The 17,395-nt window shown below is 56.2% G+C and carries 15 protein-coding genes; 7 read left to right on the top strand and 8 right to left on the bottom strand.

Annotated elements, in window-relative coordinates:
* Positions 1-695: 695 nt before the first annotated feature.
* The 3 genes from ACLPGZ_RS15430 to ACLPGZ_RS15440 form a co-directional block, all read right to left on the bottom strand.
* Positions 696-836 (bottom strand): hypothetical protein, encoded by a 141-nt coding sequence (locus ACLPGZ_RS15430; RefSeq protein ID WP_157667183.1) that lies wholly within the window; start codon positions 834-836, stop codon positions 696-698.
* A 161-nt stretch (positions 837-997) separates the two neighbouring features.
* Entirely contained in the window at positions 998-2,158 is a 1,161-nt protein-coding gene (locus ACLPGZ_RS15435) for a thiolase family protein (RefSeq protein ID WP_239054986.1), read from the bottom strand.
* A gap of 21 nt (positions 2,159-2,179) precedes the next feature.
* Positions 2,180-3,796: an ATP-dependent acyl-CoA ligase gene (locus tag ACLPGZ_RS15440; protein ID WP_239054987.1), complete on the bottom strand. Its 1,617-nt coding sequence runs from the start codon at positions 3,794-3,796 to the stop codon at positions 2,180-2,182.
* Between the two features lie 356 nt (positions 3,797-4,152).
* Between ACLPGZ_RS15440 and ACLPGZ_RS15445 the strand changes: the two genes are divergently transcribed.
* The gene (locus tag ACLPGZ_RS15445) at positions 4,153-5,109 is read left to right on the top strand and encodes a Bug family tripartite tricarboxylate transporter substrate binding protein (RefSeq protein WP_026483815.1); all 957 of its coding nucleotides are present in this window, start codon (positions 4,153-4,155) and stop codon (positions 5,107-5,109) included.
* Between the two features lie 232 nt (positions 5,110-5,341).
* On the opposite strand, the gene ACLPGZ_RS15450 is transcribed toward ACLPGZ_RS15445, so the two are convergent.
* Positions 5,342-6,010 carry a GntR family transcriptional regulator gene (locus tag ACLPGZ_RS15450; RefSeq protein WP_239054988.1) on the bottom strand — a complete coding sequence of 223 codons (669 nt, stop codon included), beginning with the start codon at positions 6,008-6,010 and terminating at the stop codon, positions 5,342-5,344.
* Positions 6,011-6,157: 147 nt separating this feature from the next.
* On the opposite strand from ACLPGZ_RS15450, the gene ACLPGZ_RS15455 reads away from it, so the two are divergent.
* Together ACLPGZ_RS15455 and ACLPGZ_RS15460 are read left to right on the top strand one after the other, a co-directional pair.
* Positions 6,158-7,042 carry a LysR family transcriptional regulator gene (locus ACLPGZ_RS15455; protein WP_026483813.1) on the top strand — a complete coding sequence of 295 codons (885 nt, stop codon included), beginning with the start codon at positions 6,158-6,160 and terminating at the stop codon, positions 7,040-7,042.
* Positions 7,043-7,148: 106 nt separating this feature from the next.
* Positions 7,149-8,396: a D-amino acid dehydrogenase gene (locus ACLPGZ_RS15460; protein ID WP_083055250.1), complete on the top strand. Its 1,248-nt coding sequence runs from the start codon at positions 7,149-7,151 to the stop codon at positions 8,394-8,396.
* Between the two features lie 198 nt (positions 8,397-8,594).
* Here ACLPGZ_RS15460 and ACLPGZ_RS15465 read toward each other — a convergent pair whose 3' ends face one another.
* On the bottom strand, positions 8,595-9,605 hold the full coding sequence (locus ACLPGZ_RS15465; RefSeq protein ID WP_042484652.1) for an acyltransferase: 1,011 nt from the start codon (positions 9,603-9,605) through the stop codon (positions 8,595-8,597).
* Between the two features lie 278 nt (positions 9,606-9,883).
* On the opposite strand from ACLPGZ_RS15465, the gene ACLPGZ_RS15470 reads away from it, so the two are divergent.
* On the top strand, positions 9,884-11,251 hold the full coding sequence (locus ACLPGZ_RS15470) for a DNA recombination protein RmuC (RefSeq protein ID WP_239054989.1): 1,368 nt from the start codon (positions 9,884-9,886) through the stop codon (positions 11,249-11,251).
* 110 nt (positions 11,252-11,361) lie between these two features.
* Here the strand turns inward: ACLPGZ_RS15470 and ACLPGZ_RS15475 are convergent, their stop codons facing one another.
* From ACLPGZ_RS15475 to ACLPGZ_RS15485, 3 genes are all read right to left on the bottom strand, one after another.
* Positions 11,362-11,646: a HigA family addiction module antitoxin gene (locus tag ACLPGZ_RS15475; protein WP_026483809.1), complete on the bottom strand. Its 285-nt coding sequence runs from the start codon at positions 11,644-11,646 to the stop codon at positions 11,362-11,364.
* A gap of 9 nt (positions 11,647-11,655) precedes the next feature.
* Positions 11,656-11,952 (bottom strand): type II toxin-antitoxin system RelE/ParE family toxin, encoded by a 297-nt coding sequence (locus ACLPGZ_RS15480; RefSeq protein WP_035268575.1) that lies wholly within the window; start codon positions 11,950-11,952, stop codon positions 11,656-11,658.
* A gap of 134 nt (positions 11,953-12,086) precedes the next feature.
* Positions 12,087-14,651, bottom strand: a complete 2,565-nt coding sequence (locus ACLPGZ_RS15485) for an EAL domain-containing protein (RefSeq protein WP_429641649.1) — start codon at positions 14,649-14,651, stop codon at positions 12,087-12,089.
* 177 nt (positions 14,652-14,828) lie between these two features.
* On the opposite strand from ACLPGZ_RS15485, the gene ACLPGZ_RS15490 reads away from it, so the two are divergent.
* From ACLPGZ_RS15490 to ACLPGZ_RS15500, 3 genes are all read left to right on the top strand, one after another.
* A complete protein-coding gene (locus tag ACLPGZ_RS15490; protein ID WP_009460160.1) occupies positions 14,829-15,107 on the top strand; it encodes an acylphosphatase in 279 nt (92 codons plus the stop codon).
* Positions 15,108-15,271: 164 nt separating this feature from the next.
* Positions 15,272-16,165 carry a MurR/RpiR family transcriptional regulator gene (locus ACLPGZ_RS15495; protein ID WP_239054991.1) on the top strand — a complete coding sequence of 298 codons (894 nt, stop codon included), beginning with the start codon at positions 15,272-15,274 and terminating at the stop codon, positions 16,163-16,165.
* 69 nt (positions 16,166-16,234) lie between these two features.
* Complete coding sequence (locus tag ACLPGZ_RS15500) at positions 16,235-17,233, top strand: TAXI family TRAP transporter solute-binding subunit (RefSeq protein ID WP_009460158.1); 999 nt, start codon at positions 16,235-16,237, stop codon at positions 17,231-17,233.
* The last annotated feature ends 162 nt before the right edge of the window (positions 17,234-17,395 follow it).

Genomic DNA, 17,395 nt, shown 5'->3' on the forward strand with positions numbered 1-17,395 from the left:
ACTTTAACGATCTTTCTGCCTGTTGCTGAGATCGATTTTGGAGGTGAGCAGGACGCAGGTTGTGTGCGTACCGACAGCGTTCAAGTCAGCTTTTAAGGCTTAAGCGCATAAGCCGCTACGTTTTTAACCTGTATGTATTAAAGCGTACTCAGACATTGGCAAATACGGGCTTAGGACAGCGACTGTCTACTCCTATCTTTCCAAGTAATCCCTTTCATCAAGCAGCTCTACGATCAATCATTTCTACGATCAGCGATCCCGTTAAGAACACTAAGTCGAAGCATTCAAACCCCAATCAACAATCGTCCGATAAAAGATGCTGTGAGCTGATTGAGGGGCTGTCCCGGTGTTGGGGCGGATCAGGTGACTAGCCGCAGGCAGATAATTGCGCAGGGGTGCAAGCACCTTGCTGTTTGAGTCCGACGCTTGTGGTTTGTCCGGGGGACAAACCACCGGACGAGTTCAAGGTGCGCCCGTAGCGATTATCTGACCAGGGTACCGGCGCATAGCGCCGGCAAGTTGCCAGCCCCAACACCGGGACAGCCCCTCAATCAGCGTCTTATAGTCACCTTCTTCATCGCGTCGAACAGTTGCTGACTCCAAGCCTTGCGTCATCCCGATCTCTACACGCTGGGCATCTAAACCCAACCCCATCCAATCGAGCCATTCCAAAGAAAGCTGTTGAGAACGTGCCTTTACTCTCGCACAGGATCAGCATAGATCCCGCCATCCCGCAAAGCCAAAGCGACCTTATCTCCCCGCTGTACTGCTTCATCCAGCACACGAGCAATCAACACCGGCCCTGCATCGCTGGTCACCGTTGCCAGCATATACACGCTTGGCTCCTCGCCAGAGATGGCACTACGCGTCAGTTCTGTGACCACACCAGACGCACACGTCTGCGCCTCAAACTTATCCCCATGACACCTCGGACACAAGAACCGCGCCGGAAACACCCGATGATCACACTGCACACAACGAAATACAGAAGGGCTCATCACAAGGCCTCCAAAACAAGCGCCGTCGAACACATGCCATAGCGATACTCCACCATGCCGTATCCCGTGACCAAACCGTAACGGGCCTGCGCCACCTGACGCTCCCCCGCCTGACCGCTCAACTGACGCATCACCTCCACCAGTCCATGCAGACTGCAAGCAGCCCCGGCCTGCCCAGCCGACAATTGCCCGCCAGAGGTATTCAAAGGCACACGTCCCGTTGCAATCGACTCGTGAATAAACTGCTTGGCGTTATCAGCCCGAAAGAAGCCCAAATCCTGCAATTGCGCCAGAACCATGACGGGGTAGTCATCATAAATACTGAGGACATCCATATCAGCCGGACTCAGCCCCGAATCCGCCCACAAAGCCGGAGCCAAAGCCGCCAAACCCGTGCTCAAGCCATCGCCTTGCTGATCATCAATATTATGAAAACTGCGTAAAACCTTTACCGTAATCGCAGGCTGATTCTGCGCCGCCGGATGATCCGCGCGCATCACAATCAAGGCATTGGCTCCATCCACTACCGGCACGCAATCCAGTCGCGTCAAAGGATCCGCCACTTGAGGCGCATTCAAATAATCATCCAGACTCATGGGACTGCGATACACCGCACCCGGATTCATGCCGGCCCACAAGCGCTGACGCATCACCAAGGTCGCATAATCCGCCCGCTCCAAACCCAGCTTGCGCATTTGATTCGCCGTCAGCATGGCAAAGCGATGATTCGGACTGCCCGCCCCTAAAGGGCGCAAATGATCGTAAGTTGTCTGGTTATAGTTTTCGACCAGTTGCTGGAAGTCCTTGGCCTGAAAATGATCCCCGGCCACAATCGCAATACAGCGGGCATCACCCGCCTGAACCGCACGAATAGCGTGCTGCAGAATATTAAGACCACTGGCGCCGCCATTGCTGTCATCCATGATCCAGCCCACCTTCAAGCCCAGCTTCCAGGCCAGATCAATAGCCCGATCCGGTGCATGGGTAAAGGAGGCTACCCCCAGACCATCAATGTCGCTGGCCTTCAGACCTGCTGCGGCAAGAGACTGCTTGAAAGCCTGGGCCAGCAGCTCGGAGGTGCCAAGTTGACCACGCCGGGTGTAGGTGACCTCGCTTGCGCCCAGCAGGCGCACCGTGTCCAGATTGAAATTAGGCGTCATATTGAATTCCTGTGGCAGCCATCAGCGGCGAACCTGATAGCCTGCTTTTTCTCTATCCCAGGTGTCGGGACCAATGCCGCGATCACGCAGGGCAAACTTCTGAATCTTGCCATTTTCCGTGGTGGGCAAGACCTGGGCAAACTCAATAAAGCGCGGCACCGCAAAGTAGGGCAGACGGCGCTCGCAATGCTGCAGCAGATCCTCGCAGCTGACCGTGCAATCCGGACGCAACACAATCATGGCCATGACCTCGTCTTCGGCCAGCTCGGACTTGGCGGCATAGACAGCAACCGTATGGACCGCAGGATGGCTGGCCAAAGCCTGCTCGACTTCGTAGGAGGAAATGTTCTCACCACGACGGCGAATCATGTCCTTCAGGCGGTCCACAAAGCGGTAGTAACCATCCGCATCGCGCACGACGCGGTCACCCGTGTGGAACCACAGGTTTTTCCAGGTTTCGACTGTCTTGTCCGGTTGACCGTAGTATCCCAGCGCGAAGGCGTAGGGTTCATCGGCGCGCAATAACAGCTCGCCCACTTCACCGTCTGGCAAGGGATTGTCGTGCTCATCCACGACCAGCGCCTCAAAGCCTTCAGAGACGCGGCCCATATAGCCATTGCGCTGTTCCTGAATGCCACGGCCCATGACATAGTTAGTCTCGGTAGAACCAAAGCCATCCAGCAGATGCATGCGGCAGCGCTCCAGAAACTGGCTATGAAATTGCTCGGGAACCCCCGGGCCTAATGCTATGCGCGTCCTGTGCAGCTTCTCTGCCGCCGTCTCAGGTTTGGACAGCAAGATAGGCACCATTGCGCCTAGCAGATAGGTAATCGTGGCGCCGGTTTCATACAGATTGTCGAAGAAACGGCTGGCCGAGAAACGCTTGTCCACCACCATGCAGGCGTCGCTGACCAGAGCCTGGAAAAACGTGTTCAAGGCATTGGTGTGGAACATGGGCAGGCAGGTGTACAACACATCATCGGGCTTCATGCCCAGCTTGCTGGCAGTGTAAATGCCCCACCAGTAGAACTGGGCGTGCGGGCACTGAACGCCTTTGGAAGGGCCCGAGGTGCCGGAGGTGTACAGAATGGCCAGCGTATCGCCGGGGCCTATATCGGCAGGCTCGCAGTAATCGCCCAAAGCAGGCAGATCGCAGGTGCTCACCGCCAGTGTTTGTGCCGCTTCCTGGCCTTGAATCAACCAGGCTTGCTGGACGGCGGTAGCGCCAAGGTCCACATCGGCCAGCAGCGGCGTCAGATCCGTTTCCACTACCAGCAAACTGGCCTGGCTATTGCACAAGATGTGTTGCAACTGCGCCCCACGCGAAGCGGTATTGATAGGCACCACAATCGCGCCCAACCAACCACAACCCAGAACCATATCCAGGAATTCGTGACGGTTGGTACATAGCAGGGCAACGCGGTCGCCACGTTTGATACCAGCGCGGCTCAATCGGCTGGCACTGGCAGCGGCCCTGTGCAAGGTTTGCTGGCCGGTGTAGTGAGTGTTGCGGTCTGAAAACAGCGGAGCATCACCCATGCGCTCTGCGCGCAGGCGCAACAGGGCGGGTACCGTGCGTTGCGTGGCAGGTATTGAAAACAGCGGCAATTCAGAAGCTGGAATGGAATGGGCGTGCATGATCTATCTGTCTCCCGGCCAACGCGCGATCAAGGCGGCAAGCCGATATGCATGGGTGAAATTACTAATATCCTGCAAACAGTATACTGCAATATATTATTTTGAAATTCCTGTCCTTCACCGGAAAAACCCGAAGTAGCAGAGCTCACCAGGCAGTGGTATTTCGCGCAAACCAGGGGCGGAGCAAGGACAGAAAAGGGGGCGTTTTGCAGGCCGGAGCAGGATAGCCAGCAAGACGGTTGATCAGGTTTATGGACGACAGTCGATCAGCAACAAGCAGGCCAGGCTCACGTGTTTGAGCCAATGTGCTTCACAATGACTTTGAATAAGCCCACAGGGGCAACGGGGATAGAACAATGAAGGTATGGCTTAAATTGGCAACGTGTTGTGCGCTGATGTTGGGTGCACAGGCCCATGCTCAAAACAAGAATGTGACGCTGGTTGTGCCTTACCCACCGGGCGGTGCGGCTGACCAGTTGGCGCGGGTGATTTCTCAGGAAATGGGCACACGCTTTGATCAGAAAGTCATCGTGGAAAACCGTCCGGGTGCGGGTGCCCAGGTTGCCATGAACGTGGTGAAAAACGCCAACCCGAGCTCCTTGGGTACGGTGTTGTTCCTGGCCGATAGCGGTGCTTACTCCTTGAACCGCCACCTGTACCAACGTCTGAATTACGACGTGGCTACCGACCTGATTCCCATGACGCTGGCTGCCAAGGCACCTGTGTTCCTGCTGGTCAATAAAGACAGCCCCTTCAAGACGGTTCAGGATCTGGTTGCAGCTGGCCAGAAGCAGGAGCTGACATACGGTTCGCCTGGTATGGGTACGGGCACTCATCTTTTGGGCGAGATGCTGCGCAAAGAAACCGGCGCTCGTCTGGTGCACGTGCCTTACAAGGGCGCAGGCCCCGCTTTGATTGATGCCGTCAGCGGCCAGATCGACTTTATCTTTGACGTGCTGACGGGCAGCCGTGGCTTCCTGGAAGATGGCCGCCTGCGCGCGATTGCCGCAGCGACAACGGAGCGCAGCCCTCTGCGTCCAGATGTGCCTACCATTGCCGAAGCCGGTATCCCCAATGTGGCATTCACCATCTGGTGGGGTATTTCGGCCAAAGCTGGTACGCCTGATGAAGACGTAGCCCGCCTGACCGAGCAACTGACGGCTGTCCTGAAAGAGGATGCAGTAGTCAAGAAATTCGTGGACTTCGGCATCCAGATTGAGCCTTCTACTCCCAAAGAGTTTGCTGATCTGATCGAGCACGATGCTCAGGCCATGGGACCAACCATCAAGGCCCTGGAAATCACGCTGGACTAAGACGTGATGGTTTGAAGAAAAAAGGCGCTACGGCGCCTTTTTTTGTTGTGCGTGGGCTGTTCCGGAACCAAGAGGGGACACTGTCTTCAGCACACTAGACAGTTGCTTGGGCTGACGGGCTAAACCTTGTATATGGGTTACAGCCGGGGTTTTATATTGCCGGTGATTGAGCAGGAAGCATCGGCGGCGGCAATCACCGCCTGCCTTGCAGCTTCCTGCTTATGCTGAATCATTAAGCCAGCAGCTCCGCCTGCTTGAGGCAGTAAGCCGAGCAGCAAATGACCAGATTTTCCATAATCAGATGAGCTGCCTGCTCTTCCTGACGCTCACTGAAGGCCTGACAAATCCCCTTGGCCCGCTGCATGGTTTCCAGACGGAATTGAGGGTCTTGCAAGCAGGCAATCCGGGCCTGATCGGCCTGGTCATGCAGGCGCGCCATCGTATCGACCAGTTGCTTGTTGGGCACCATGCTGATCCAGGCGCTGCGGAACGCCCAGTTGGCCTGAATATTGTCGATAGGGTCGCCCTGCTGATGCGTGGCTTCAATGCGGCTCAGGGCCTGTTCCATGGCCAGCATGCCCACTCTGCTTTGATTGACGCAAGCCAGCTTGGCGGCAGGCGGTTCCAGCAACAGGCGCACCGAGAAAATATCTTCAATATCCTGGGCGGTGTAGACCCGCAATACAAAACCGCGCGAAGTTCCTTCCAGCACCCCTTCGTTTTTCAGTTGCAGCAAGGCTTCGCGCACCGGCATGCGTGAGACATTCAGGCTGGCGGCAATTTCGTTATCCACCAGCCGCACATCAAAGCCGATTTTGCCCAAGGCAATGTCCTGGCGCAGCATGCCGTAGACTTGTTCACGGATATTGGGTTCGCGTTTTTTATAAGGATTGGCAGCCATAAGCTCGCCCGGCGCCTGGCGCACGGCAAAAGACTCAAAGGGCTATAGGATACCAAGTAAGCCATGGGGGCTGACGCGTTTTATGTCAGGCCAAGTTGCAGGATAATAAGTTGTTTTCAGACCAGCACGCAGCAGGAGGGCCAGTCGATGCGGTGGCGGCATGTAGAAATTTTTGATGCGATTTGCCGTGGCGGCTCGTTGACGCAGGCCGCGCAGCTGCTGCATATCTCTCAGCCAGCGGCCAGCAAAATGTTGGCGACTGCAGAAATGCAGCTGGGCTTTCGATTGTTCGACCGTGTGCGCGGTCGCCTGATCCCGACGCGTGAGGCCAGCATTCTGGCTCCCTACGTTGCGCGTCTGCATCAGAATCTGGATGACGTCAGCCGCTTGGCGCGTAATCTGCGCTCCCACCATGAAGGCTTGTGGCGTATTGGCAGCAGCCCGGCTTTTGGTTTGGAGCTATTGCCGGTGGCCTTGAGCCGTTGTCGTCGGGCTCACCCGGCCATGAGTTTCGAGCTGCGCACACACCACAGCGGGGAGCTCTTGCAAGCTCTGGAAACGCGCGACCTGGATATGGTGATGAGCTTTGATCAGGGCGAATCTTCCGGCGTGCAACAGCAGGTGCTGGCCCATACCGAACTGGTGCACGTTACCTTGCCGGGCGTTGCGCCTTTGCGTCATTGGGAGGAGATGGCCGAGCGTGCTTTCATCGCTTTGGACGCTGACGATCCCGTTGGCGCGATGGTGGAAGATCTGCTGCAAAGCTATGTCCCCGATGTTGCGCCCTTCATGCGTGTGCAGACCCATTACGTGGCTTGTGGTCTGGTTTTACAACAGGTGGGCGAGGCTCTGGTGGATCTGGTTACGGCCCGTGCCATGCAGGGCCGAGGCCTTGCCATACACCGCCTGCCCGAGCCTTTGCCAATTCCAGTCAGCATTTTGACGGCTCACGACGATGCCGGTTCTGGCTCGCGTGAACGTGTGTTGGACCACATCCGGCAGGCTCTGCTGGAATGCCGTTTTCCGGATTGAGTAGAACGCTGATTCCATAACCCAGGGTTATGGAGTGCGCCAACTATTCATTGGCGCTCTGCAGCGACCCCCAAGACAATAGAGGCCAGTTATTGGGGGTATTTCCATGCATGTATGTATTATCGGCGCCGGTGTCATTGGGATGAGCACCGCGTTCATGTTGCGCCAGAAAGGGGTGAAGGTCACGGTACTGGAAGCCGGTTCGCAAGTAGCCGGACAGACCAGCTTTGCCAACGGCGGACAACTGAGCTACAGCTATGTGGCCCCCCTGGCCGATCCCGGTGTGTTCAAGGATTTGCCACGCTGGTTATTGAATAAAGACTCGCCCCTGCGCTTCAAGCCTGCGTTGAGCCCGCAGCAGTGGCGCTGGCTGCTGCATTTTCTGAAAGCCTGCCGAGGCGATGTGGTGCGCCGTACTACCGCGCAGATGCTGACCTTGTCCTATCTGAGCCGCGATATCCTGCACGACTGGCAAGAGCGCTTCAATCTGGAGTTTGCCCATCAAAACAATGGCAAATTGATTGTGTTCCGCAGTCCCGGCCCGTTCCAGCATGCGCGTGAACAGGCGCAATTGCAGGCGGATATGGGATCGTCACAACAAGTGCTGGAAGCAGCCCAAGTGCTGGAGCTGGAACCTTCTTTGCAGGCGTTGGGCTCGCGCTTGCAGGGGGCGATATACACACCTAGCGAAGAAGCGGGCGATGCTTATCTGTTTTCCGTGGCCTTGCATGAGCGCATGCAAAACGATAGCGACTACCAGTTGAAGTTGAACACGCCGGTGCAGCGCTTCGTGATGGAAGGGCGTGATATTCGTGCGGTGCAAACCGCTGAAGGCGAGATACAGGCGGATCAGTTTGTTGTGGCCAGCGGTATGGGCACGGTGCCTTTGCTGCGTCAGCTGGGTGGCCGTCCCCTGATCTACCCCTTGAAGGGTTATAGCTTGAGCCTACCTCTGGAAGGCTTGAATCAGGCCGTGCCGGCTATCAGCGTGACCGACTACGAACAGCGCATTGTGTACGCCCGTCTGGGTGAAGTGCTGCGTATGGCAGCGATGGTAGATATTGGTTTTGATGGCCTTGATATTCCCGCTGCCCGTATGGCAACTTTGAAGCAACAGGTGAAGGATCTATTCCCTGGCCTGCCGCTGGAGCAGGCGCAGACCTGGGCCGGTTTGCGCCCTGCTACGCCTTCGGGCAAGCCCGTTGTGGGGGCCAGCAAGCTGGCCGGTCGCTTGTGGGTGAATGCAGGCCACGGCGCATTGGGATTTACCTTGGCTTGCGGCAGCGCGGCGATTCTGGCGGCTCACCTGACAGGCGAGGCTTCGCCTATTGATGATGCTCCATTTCGTCCTTAGACCTTGAAGCGGATGATGGGTACGTGGCAATCAATTGTCCGTGGCCGGTCATGGGTTTACGGTAGCAGGGCGTGGTATTGAACGTTTGGCGCTGGGTAATTGGCCGCTAGTAATCAGTAGCGATGATTGCGTACCAGTAGATGGAGATGGGCAAGTTTTCCCTTGGAAGCTTGCCCATTTTTTTTGACGTATTTGTTTTTAGACGGTTGCCCGCAAAACCGGCGTCGCTTTGAAGCCCGCCGTCAGCAACAGGGATAGCCCATAAATAGCTACCGCCAGCACCGGAATCGACCACAGCGCATTGAAATCCAGTGCCGTGAACAGGTAGCGGTACATCAGGTCGATCAGCCAGGGGTGGATCAAATACACCCCCAAGGTCAGCTCCGCCAGATGGGCGCTGATACGCGAATTGATCAAAGGCTGATCCCAGTCACGCAGCAGCAGAATCAGCGCGATGGACATGGGGATGACGGTGATGCTCAGGTAATCATAAAAGTACGCACCCGTTTGTCTATCGTGCGTGATAGCCAGTGCATAAAAGCCCCAGGCCGTTGCCACGATACTGCCCAGCAGCACCGTGATAGTCAGCCAGCGGGGCACATTCACCGGCACTTTGCGCAGCAGGTAACCGAGCAGGAAATAGGGCAGATAGGACAGGAACCAGGTAAAGAAGGGCGCAGAGTGAGTGTTCAAATCCGGATTACTGAGGGTGCTAAGGGCGGACAGCACAAACGCCGCTCCGGTCAGCGCAGCCAGCTGCTTCAAGTTGGTGTTCTGAACCATGCGACGCAAAAAGGGCGTGAACAGGTACAGGAACACAATCATGTACAGAAACCAGAGATGGAAATAAGGCCGACCCTGTAGCAGCCGCTCCAGATAGGGATAGGGGTCCGCGTCCGGCGTCCACCAATGCTGCTTGAAGGCCGTCCAGCCCAGATAGAAAGCGGTCCAGAACAGCAGCGGCAGCAAGACTCGCGATGCTCGCTTCCGATAAAACAGCTTCATGCCTTCCTGGGGACGAGGCTCCAGCAAGAGCGCACCGCTGACCATGACGAAGACAGGCACACACCAGCGGGTGGCGGCATCGTAGAGATTGCCACTCCACCAGTTGGCGGTGCCCAACTCGGCATTCAGGACGGCGTAGGCGGCGATATGCAGGCAGACGACAGAGAAAATCGCCACGATCCGTGCATTGCTGATCCAGTTCATGACAAGACATAAAAATCAGAGACCTCCCCATCCTAACGAGCAGACGTTTCTGATTTGTCCCCCAAATACGGGATTTAGCGTCCAGTTTTATCTGGATGTGACTGCATGGCTGCAGGTTTCCTGTGGATGCAGGCTGGATGGAAACATCCCGCTCTCTTTCGAAGAAGACTGAAAAAGGGTGTATAAATTACCAGCGTTATACGGTTAAATAGCAGGCTTAGCCAGACAGACCAGCCAGGGCATTCCTGTGCGGGCGGCGCTGGGCAGGAGTACGGTGGATGGAGCTGGATGTGAGGGGCTTGGATGTGCTGATTGCCCTGGTCGCCTTGGCGCTGGGTTTGCTGATCGGGCTGTGGCTGCGGGCGCGCATGAGTGCGCCTGTCGAGCAGGCCTTGGCGGATCGCTGCGCACGTCTGGAACAAGACTTGGCCCATGCACAGGAGCAGACTCAGGATGCGCAGGACCGGGCAGTGGAGCTGGACAAGGAACTGATACGCCGCGATGCCCAGTTGCAGGCTCAGGAAATGCGCAATCAGGCCATACAAGAGGACCTGGAGCATAGCCGCGAGCAGATGCGTTTGCAGTTCGAGTCCTTGGCTCAGCAGATTCTGGAGGCCAAAGGACAGACCTTGCGTCAGGATAGTCAGCGCACTTTGGATGAAATGCTGCGACCATTCCGGGAGCAATTGGCAGGCTTCCAGCTGCGCGTGAATCAAGTGCACGATGAGTCCGTCAAAGGTCAGACCGCTTTGAATCTGGAACTGCAACGCATGCAGGAAATGGGCCTGCGCATGAGTGCCGAGGCTCACTCACTGGCGGTGGCTCTGAAGGGCGATAAAAAGACCACCGGCAACTGGGGCGAAACGCAGCTGGAAAAAACGCTGGAAGTGGCCGGTTTGGTGCGAGGCGTCCACTTCGATACACAATGGCAGGCCCGCGACGAGCAAGGCCGCTTGCGATACCCCGACTTCGTCGTGCACCTGCCGCAGGACAAGCATCTGGTGCTTGATTGCAAAGTATCCCTGGTGGATTACGACCGCGCTATCCGCGCTGAGACTGACGAGGAACGCCAACAAAGCCTGCAAGCTCATGTGCAAGCGCTACGCAATCATATTGATGATCTGGCCTCCAAGGATTACAGCGCCTTGGCAGGCTTGAACAGCCCCGGCTTCGTGTTCATGTACGTGCCCATTGAAGCGGCCTATATGCAGGCTTTGCAGCATCATCATGGCCTGTTTGACTACGGCCTGGGCAAGAACGTCCTGATGGTCTCGCACACAACCTTGCTGCCTATTTTGCGTACCGTAGCCAATATCTGGATGATGGTGCGCAGCAACGAGCAAGCCCATGAATTAAGTCAGCGCGCAGGTGATATCTACAACCAGGTATCCATCCTGGCCGAGCGCCTGAAAAAGCTGGGTGAAACCTTGGGGCAGGCGGGCAAACACTACAACAGCACGGTGACTGCACTGGCCGGCCAGCAAGGCTTGTACGGCAAAGTCAGCCGCTTTGCCGAGCTATCGGCCAGAGCCAAACGTACCCAGCCCGGCATTGAGCCCTTGCATACGGATATAGAGCACGAACGGCTGGATTGGGTCTTGCCGGAAGAGGCAGAGCCAGTTCAGGACAAAGAGCCAGATACCTAATCTGGAGCAGGCTTGAGGATATAGGGTAGATTGCAGGCCGAAAAAGCACATGGCGTCCGAGTACGCCGTGTAGCTCACATCGATTTATTGTTTATTCCGCGCGTCGTCGCTCAGGCATGAGCAGGTCCATGAAAGGACACGACTTTGGGCCTTGGCTTTTGCTCTGCCTGCCAAAGATCGTAGTGGGACTGCATGTTGATCCACATTTCGGCACTGGTTCCAAGGGCGTCGCGCAGGCGTAAGGCCATGTCTGCCGAAATACCGGCAGAACCATTGAGAATGCGCGATAAGGCTGCACGCGTTACGCCAAGGCGGGATGCCGCCTCAGTGACACTGAGTTCGCCCAAGTATTCCCGCAAGACTGGGCCGGGGTGGGATGGGTTGTGCATACGCATAATGTTTTCCTAGTGATAGTCCTGGTAGTCCACCAAAACAGCGTCTTCGCCTTCAAAGTAAAAGGTTAGACGCCAGTTTCCGCTAACCGATATTGTGTAGTGATCTTGTACAGATTGGCCTTTGGGGTTTTTGCCAGATAACTTGTGGAGCTTCCATCCGGGGGCGTTCATATCTTCCGCTTGAGTAGCAGAGTGCAGGGCCGTTAACTGAATCTGAAGGCGAACAGCATGCTTGGCTTGAATGCCGGATTTGGAGCCGGTTTCAAAGTAAGCCTGAAGACCCTTGTGTCGGAAGCTCTTAATCATTTGTATAGTGTATATGATCGCTATACGATATGCAAATATTGACGTTATTCTTGGCCTATTTGCTGTTTCGCCTGGGGTTGAGTTTTTGAACTGGCTGAGGGGAGTTGAGGCTGGTTTAGTGCGGTCGATGGCTTTTATGGTTGAGCGCCATCATCCTGCTCAATAAGCTCCAGCCACTGCTCCACCAATTGCGGTGCGCTGAACAGATAGCCTTGCAGTGCATGGCAGCCGCGACGCAGCAGAAATTCTTTTTGCTGCTCGTTTTCCACGCCCTCGGCCACGACATGCAGGCCTAGCTGTCTTGCCATCGCCAGAACGGTGCGCACAATGGCGTTGGCTTCCTGCTCCATGGGTACGCCCAGAATCAGGCTGCGGTCCATTTTCAGCTCGTACAGAGGCAGGCGGCGGATGGCGGCCAGGTTAGAGTAGCCTGTGCCAAAGTCGTCCATAGAAAAGCGGATACCCAGGTCTTTCAGCTCGCGCATCATGGTGTTGGCGGAGGAAAAGTCTTCCATCAGTACGCCTTCGGTGATCTCAAAGATCAGGCGATGGGCCGGTGCGCCGCTGGTCTCCAGGATCTGGCGTGTACGGCGGGCAAAGTCGGGTCGACGGAACTGAATCGGGCTGACGTTGATGGAAATGGGGAAGCTGCATTCCTGGGTCTGCAGCAGCAGATCACAGACGGATGCCATGATCCAGTCGCCCAAGGGGGTGATCAAGTCCGTGCTTTCGGCCAGCGGAATGAACAGGTTGGGTGTCAGCATGCCGCGTGTCGGGTGCAGCCAGCGCAGCAGCACTTCGGCCCCGCTGATGCGGTTTTGCTTGTCGTACTGGGATTGGACAAACAGGCGCAACTGATCCGAACCAATGGCAAATCGCAGGTCGTGCTGTAGGCTCAGGTGTTCTTCAAGCGCCTCTTGCATGCCAGGTTCGTACAAGGTGATCTGGTTGCGGCCATTCTCCTTGGAGCGATACATGGCGGTGTCGGCCTGACGCATCAGGTCCTCAGAGGTCAGGGTGCTGTCGGTAATCAGCGCCAGGCCAATACTGCTGCTGCTCAGGTAGGAGTGGCCTTCGATGCTGTAGGGCTCTTCCAGACGGGTGCGTACCAGTTCGGCAAACTCCAGGGCCTCCTTGTAGCAGTCACGCACAGTGCCGGGATGCAGGATTTTCAGGATGACGAATTCGTCTCCGCCCAGGCGGGCCACGATGTCCTGGGGATCAATCATCAAGGACAGACGGCGCGCGACTTTGCGCAGCAAGGCATCGCCAATCGCGTGTCCTCGTGCATCGTTAATGTGCTTGAAGCGGTCCAGATCCAGGAAGTACAGCGCACCGGGTCGTTTGTACGGTTCTATGGTCTGCAGGTGACGTTCCAGACGCTGCAGCAGCAGGCGGCGGTTGGGCAGCTCGGTGAGCGGGTCATAGAAAGCCAGCCGGTAGTTCTCTGACTGCGTGGCTTTCAGGGCCGAGATATTCGTGGAGATACAGTACAGACTGGTCTGCCGGGTCTCGGGGTCTTTGACCGGCATTTTGATGGAAAAGAATGTCGCGCGGATATCGCCTTTCCGGTCGCGTACCACTTCTTCCACGGCCAGGCGTTCACCGCTGTACAGCACCTGCTCGTCGTTATGGCGAAACTCGTTAATAGTCTGCTTGTTAGCGTACAAATCCTGGTCGGTTTTGCCCACAATGCTGACGGTCGTGTAGTTCAGGTCTTCGCACAGCTTGCGGTTGGCGTACTGATAACGAAACTGATCGTCCTTGATGTAAACGTACGCATCAATCGCATCCAGTACCGTATGCAGATGGTGTTCGGTACGGACCAGCTTCTTGCGTTGACGACGCAGGCCAATGCGCATCAGGGTGACAGTCAACAGGGCAATGGTCAGCAAGACACCCAGTGTCAGCAAGGCGGGGATAATCCAGGGCTTGGTCGGTTTCTCGATCAGGCGCAGGCCCCATTGGTTCAGTGTTTCTGTGTAAAACGGGTCGTTGTTGTCTTGCCATTGCTTGATGTGGGTATCAATGGCAGCCAGCAGGTCCAGGTGGCGGTCCTTGGCCGTGACAAAGTAGGTATTGGTTGGCTCCAGCCGGATGGGGGCGGTTTTCAGGCCGTGCTCGCCCGCATGGCGCACTCCAAATAAATGGCCGACTACGGCGGCGTCGGCCTGTTTGCTTTGGACAAGTTTCAGGGCGTTGTATTGGGAGTCAGTAATGACCAGCTTGGAACCCAGCTCCAGTTTTTGCAAAATATTGTAGAGCTGGGTTAGTTGCAGGGTGCCGCTCATGACAGCAATGCGCTTGCCATTCAAGTCGTTCAGTGCACCGATATGGGTGGTTTTACCTGTGAAGATCTGGGACCAGTCCTCCAGCACGGCGCGACTGTGAAAGCTGTACAGGGCGGCGCGCTCAGGGGAATAAGCCAGGCCGGGCACAATGTCCAGCAAGTCATTTTGCAGGGCATTCAAGCATTGCTGCCAGTCGCATTGCACGGCTTCCAGAGTCCAGCCTTCACGCTTGGCAATCTCCAGCAGTAGCTCGCCCATGATGCCGCCGGGCCTGGCTTGGCTGTCCAGCAGCAGTTTGGGTGGGTTTTCGTAAATACCCACGCGCACAATATGCTGCTGGGAATGCGGTGCAGCATGGGCGGCGGGGGCGATGAACCCCAGAGCGGCCAGCATGCCTAGCACGTACATTGCCCTGCGCAGCGATAGAGTAAAAAGGCGGGGCAAATTCATAGGGTAGAGGCTGCACAAAGCAGGTAAGCGGGGGCGGGTGCGGTCATGCAACAATGATGCGACTAATTTAACTGAATATTGAGATGCGGGGCGGATGCTGCCACATTTCGGGCACAAATAGCAGGGAGCAGGCTAATGGCGGATTGTGAAACGGTAGAAGTGTGTGTTAAAGGCCGGGTGCAGGGGGTGGGGTTTCGGGCAAGTGCGCTACGCCATGCTCATCTATACGGCGTCAAAGGTTGGGTCAGTAACGCGGCCAACGGCTCGGTCGAATTGGTGTTGCAGGGCAGTACGGATGCGATTGACCAGATGGTTAGCTGGCTGCATATCGGCCCTGAACAGGCCCAGGTCGAGCAGGTAGATATCCAGCGTTCTTACACAGACAAACGCTACGATTTTTTTGATATACGCTAGCTCGGCAGCGTTGACGGCAGAAGCTGGTGGGGCGCATTTCACCGACAAACAAGTGGTTACGTGCCAGATAGTTTGCGGGCAAACCCTAGGAAAACACTTGTTTTTTTTTAGTCGGTTCAGATTACCATTCGTTTTATTTCCAGCAGAACGTCGATGGAAGCCGAATGGAACCTTTGCTGCGACTACAACGCATTTTGCCAGAATTGACGCCTGAGTTGCTTCGGGCTGCCCAGTGGGTGGAGCGCCATCCTGTTGAGGTCAGCCTTTGGTCCATGCGCAGGCAAGCTCAGGCCTTGTCAGTGGCTCCCGCCACGATGCTGCGTTTGGCACGGGCTGCCGGTTATGACAGCTATGACCGTTTCCGGGCGCCGTTTCAACAAGCCTTGCATCGCAATGACGACACCATGGCTTCGCGGGCTCAATCCTTGCAAGGTAGTCGCGCTGCCGAACAGCAGACCCAGGCCTTGGGCCAGCAGCAGGAGGCAGCGGTGGAGTCTGTCCTTCGGCTTAATCCGGCAGGCAGCCTGGATGCGTGTGCCAAAGCCATGCTGGCGGCACCCAAGGTTGGCTTTCTAGGGGCGGGCGCCAGCTTTGCCTGCGCCTTCCAGATGCATTACGCCTATCAACTGATGTGTGGCAACGGGGTGTTGCTTAACCGTGCCGCAGATGTATTGGTGGAGCTGGAGACTGGCCTGGAAAGTGGTGGCGTGCTGCTTGTGATCAGCCAGGCTCCGTATGTGAAGGCCGTCGTGAACAGCGTTCGCTCTGCGGTGGAGCGTGGCACGACCGTGGTGGCCCTGACCGACAGTGTCCTGTCACCCATTGCACAAGGTGCCAAGCATGTATTGCTGTTTGATTCTCATACGGGCAAGCAGCCCATGGCCAGCTTTTTTCATTCCTTGGTAGGGCCTGTGACCGTAGCCGAACACCTGCTGGCTCGTATCGCTGCACAGGGCGGCAAGACAGTGGTAGAGCGTCTTGCGCAGCTGGAGTCCTCATTTCGCCGTCAGGAGATTTATTGGCAGGATGGTGATGTTGCTGTCACCAATCCGCCTTGAGCACCACGATAGAAAGTAAACCGGACATTCCGGCAATTCAAATGGGGTCCACCCCAAGGGAGACAAAAGATGAAGCACACTGCAAAGAAAACAGGTAAGAAACTGGTGTTGGCATCAAGCACAGCAGCCGCTTTATGTGCCATGTTATTGAGCCCTTTGCCGGCCAGTGCCCAGCAAAAATTTGTCAGCATTGGAACGGGTGGGGTGACAGGGGTGTATTACGCGGCCGGCGGAGCTATTTGCCGGTTGGTGAATAAAGACCGTGGGACCGATGGCGTGCGATGCTCTGTCGAGTCTACCGGCGGTTCGGTGTTTAACGTCAATACCATCAAGGCGGGCGAACTGGATCTGGGGGTGGTGCAGTCCGACGTGGGCTACAACGCCTATAACGGCGAAGGGCAGTTCAAGGACGGCGGTGCCTACACCAAGCTGCGCTCGGTGTTTTCCATCCATCCCGAACCCTTTACGGTGTTGTCGCGCAAAGAAGCCAATATCAGTACCTTTGACGACTTCAAGGGCAAACGGTTTAACGTAGGCAATCCGGGTTCGGGCACACGAGCATCGATGGATCAGTTGTTGCAGGCAATGGGCCTGGATAACAGCTTTTTCTCGCTGGCCTCCGAACTGCGCCCGGACGAGCATGGTCCAGCCCTGTGTGATGGCAAGATTGATGGGTTCATCTATGGAGTCGGGCACCCTTCGGCCAATATTCAGGACCCGACCACATCTTGTGGCGCCAAGCTGGTCCCTCTGACGGGGCCTGCTGTAGAAAAACTGGTCGAAACCTATCCTTACTATGCCAAGGCCGTCATTCCGGGTGGTCTGTACCCCAACAACCCAGACGATGTCCAAACTTACGGTGTTTTAGCGACTTTTGTGACGTCGGAGGATGTCCCTGAAGAGTCCGTTTATAACGTCGTCAAAGCCGTGTTCGACAACTTTGATGATTTCAAGCGTTTGCATCCTGCATTGGCAAACCTGAAAAAAGAAGACATGGTCAAGAACGGCCTGTCTGCTCCTTTGCACAAAGGGGCTGAAAAGTACTTCAAGGAAAAAGGGCTGCTGTAAGGCGGCCTGATATTGACCAGGCTGGCTACGCTGGCCTGGTCGCAAGTGCCACCGCACCGGCAGTGGTCTTGCTTCTGGTTTGGAGTTCCTGGGCTGCCTGGCCCAGGTGATCGGTGCTTGGTCGTTTGACCCGGCTGCATCGGCGCTTCAAACCAGGCTTTC

Origin of the sequence: Alcaligenes sp. Me129, assembly GCF_050487245.1 — a bacterium.
GTDB lineage: Bacteria > Pseudomonadota > Gammaproteobacteria > Burkholderiales > Burkholderiaceae_B > Alcaligenes > Alcaligenes phenolicus.

What these genes read in the sequence shown, in the direction of transcription:
- ACLPGZ_RS15435 (WP_239054986.1), bottom strand. Translation starts at nt 2,158, where the DNA reads ATGACGCCTAATTTCAATCTGGACACGGTGCGCCTGCTGGGCGCAAGC.
- ACLPGZ_RS15440 (WP_239054987.1), bottom strand. Translation starts at nt 3,796, where the DNA reads ATGCACGCCCATTCCATTCCAGCTTCTGAATTGCCGCTGTTTTCAATA.
- ACLPGZ_RS15445 (WP_026483815.1), top strand. Translation starts at nt 4,153, where the DNA reads ATGAAGGTATGGCTTAAATTGGCAACGTGTTGTGCGCTGATGTTGGGT.
- ACLPGZ_RS15450 (WP_239054988.1), bottom strand. Translation starts at nt 6,010, where the DNA reads ATGGCTGCCAATCCTTATAAAAAACGCGAACCCAATATCCGTGAACAA.
- ACLPGZ_RS15455 (WP_026483813.1), top strand. Translation starts at nt 6,158, where the DNA reads ATGCGGTGGCGGCATGTAGAAATTTTTGATGCGATTTGCCGTGGCGGC.
- ACLPGZ_RS15460 (WP_083055250.1), top strand. Translation starts at nt 7,149, where the DNA reads ATGCATGTATGTATTATCGGCGCCGGTGTCATTGGGATGAGCACCGCG.
- ACLPGZ_RS15465 (WP_042484652.1), bottom strand. Translation starts at nt 9,605, where the DNA reads ATGAACTGGATCAGCAATGCACGGATCGTGGCGATTTTCTCTGTCGTC.
- ACLPGZ_RS15470 (WP_239054989.1), top strand. Translation starts at nt 9,884, where the DNA reads ATGGAGCTGGATGTGAGGGGCTTGGATGTGCTGATTGCCCTGGTCGCC.
- ACLPGZ_RS15475 (WP_026483809.1), bottom strand. Translation starts at nt 11,646, where the DNA reads ATGCGTATGCACAACCCATCCCACCCCGGCCCAGTCTTGCGGGAATAC.
- ACLPGZ_RS15480 (WP_035268575.1), bottom strand. Translation starts at nt 11,952, where the DNA reads ATGATTAAGAGCTTCCGACACAAGGGTCTTCAGGCTTACTTTGAAACC.
- ACLPGZ_RS15485 (WP_429641649.1), bottom strand. Translation starts at nt 14,651, where the DNA reads ATGTACGTGCTAGGCATGCTGGCCGCTCTGGGGTTCATCGCCCCCGCC.
- ACLPGZ_RS15490 (WP_009460160.1), top strand. Translation starts at nt 14,829, where the DNA reads ATGGCGGATTGTGAAACGGTAGAAGTGTGTGTTAAAGGCCGGGTGCAG.
- ACLPGZ_RS15495 (WP_239054991.1), top strand. Translation starts at nt 15,272, where the DNA reads ATGGAACCTTTGCTGCGACTACAACGCATTTTGCCAGAATTGACGCCT.
- ACLPGZ_RS15500 (WP_009460158.1), top strand. Translation starts at nt 16,235, where the DNA reads ATGAAGCACACTGCAAAGAAAACAGGTAAGAAACTGGTGTTGGCATCA.